The sequence below is a fragment of the Mycobacterium sp. genome, assembly GCF_049802695.1.
In the GTDB taxonomy this organism is placed as follows: Bacteria; Actinomycetota; Actinomycetes; order Mycobacteriales; family Mycobacteriaceae; genus Mycobacterium.
The window spans coordinates 1-2065 of record NZ_JBARMY010000534.1; the positions used below are offsets into that span (position 1 = coordinate 1).

The following is a 2065-nucleotide window of genomic DNA, read 5'->3' on the forward strand; positions in this document are numbered from 1 at the left end:
TCGCCACGCAACCAGTTTCGGCATTCAGGCACGGCGGAGCGCCCGATCGCGCAGCCGGCGGGTCAGCGCGGTCAACCGTCCCGGCGGGCTGACCCGCTTCACCAGCCGCACGAGACCGTCGTTGACCGGGTCCGGCTTGCCCAGCAGCGCCAGGTGACCGGCGCCGTCGATGATGACCAGTTCCGAGTCCGGCAACAGCTCGGCCATGCCCCGGGAGTCGTTAGCCGACGTCAGCAGGTCGTTGTCACCGCAGGCGATCAGCGTGGGGATCTTGGCCAGCGTCGGCAGCGCCGCGGTTTCGTCGAGAGTCTCCAGCGCGTGCAAGAACTCGATCATGGTCGGGATCGGTGTTCCGAGCATCATCTTCTGGGAAAAGGTCACCACGCTCGGGCTGACGTCGGTTTCGCCGTAGGACGCCGCCGCCAGAATCGGGCCGATCAATGACTTCGCCACATTGCGACCGCGATGCACCAGCTTGGGCGCGGAACGCGCCGCGAACCGGGCGGCGTCCAGCGCCGGGTTCTTCAGGATTTCTCCCAGCGGCGAATTCGAAACACCCTCCGCTGCAGACGAAATCAGTGCAGCACCCACGATGCGGGTGCCGTAGTGCCGCGGATGCTGGCGAGCGTGCGACAACACCGTCATGCCGCCCATTGAATGGCCGACCAGCACGATCGGCCCGCGCGGTGCGACAACTTGCAGCACCGTCTCCAGATCCTGACCGAGTTGGGCGACCGTGTAGGTCTGCGGCGGCGCCTCTCCGGAGCGACCGTGCCCGCGCTGATCGTAGAAGATCATCCGGACGTCGGAACCCCACTCCTCGCACAACCGCATGCGCTGAAAATGGAAAGCGCCCATGCGCAAACAGAATCCGTGTGCGAACACCACTGTCAATGCCGCATCCTCGGGCCCCGCCTCGCGCACCGCCAGGGGCACCCCGTCGGGCGTGGTCACCACGCAGCTCCGGTCGTTGTCCAACGCTTCGAAATCCTCGCCGGCGAAAGGATCGTCGACGACCGCGCGCCGGGACAGCTGCCGCGCAACCGACACCGCGGCGATCGTGCCGACCGCGCTCAGTCCCGCGGCACCCGCCAGCCACGCACTGCGGGTGCGAGCATCACTACCGCTCAACGGTTTCGGCTCCGTGGTAGGTCCTGGTGATACGGCCGCGCGGACCGGTCACCACTTCGTAGTGGATGGTGCCGAGCAGGTCGGCCCAGTCCTGCGCCGTGGGTTCGCCTCGGCCGCCCGGTCCGAACAGGATCGCCTCGTCGCCCTCGGTGACGTCGGGGCGACCAGGCCCCAGGTCGACCACGAACTGGTCCATGCAGATCCGTCCGACGCCCCTGCGCCGCCTGCCGTTGATCAGCACCTCCAGGCGTCCGCTCAAACCCCGCACCACGCCGTCGGCGTAGCCGATCGGCAGCAGTGCCACGTTCGTGTCCCGGTCGGCCACCCAGATGTGCCCGTAGGACACTCCCTCGCCGGCACTGATCGCTCGGACCAGCGCCACAGTCGTTTTCACCGTCATCGCGGGCACCAGTCCCATGTCGCCGCGCTGCGGGAAGGGACTCAGCCCGTAGACCGCGATGCCGGGGCGTACTACGTCGAAGGCCAGATCGGGGCGGGCCAGCGTCGCCGAGGAGTTCGACAGGTGCGCCACCTCGAACCGCACACCCTGCTCGCGACCATGAGCCAGCATGTCGGACAACTTCTGCGCCTGCAGCGCGTTGGTCGGGTCGTCGGGCAGGTCGGGGTAGACGAGATGCGACATGATCCCGCGCACCCGTACCGCGTCCTCGGCCAGGGCGCGGCGCAGCGCGGCCAGTACCGCCGGATATTGCGCCGCGCCGATGCCGTTGCGGTTCAGCCCGGTGTCGACCTTGACGGTCACCGTCGCCGTTCGGCCGGTCCGGCGCACCGCGTCGAGTAACTCGTCGAGTTGGCGCACCGAGGAGACGGCGATCTGCACGTCGGCGGCCACCGCGGGCGCGAAGTCGGTGCCCGGCAGGTGCAGCCACGCCAGCACCGGCGAGGTGATGCCGTCGGCACGTAATTCCAGCGC

At 68.5% G+C, this 2065-nt stretch carries 2 protein-coding genes; both read right to left on the minus strand.

From position 1 onward, the window contains the following. Positions 1-24 precede the first annotated feature (24 nt). On the minus strand, positions 25-1131 hold the full coding sequence (locus WA317_RS21085) for an alpha/beta fold hydrolase (RefSeq protein WP_425174878.1): 1107 nt from the start codon (positions 1129-1131) through the stop codon (positions 25-27). Then, on the minus strand, positions 1121-2065 hold a 945-nt coding region (gene alr / locus WA317_RS21090; RefSeq protein WP_425174879.1), incomplete at its 5' end, for an alanine racemase. The genes alr and WA317_RS21085, both read right to left, overlap by 11 nt.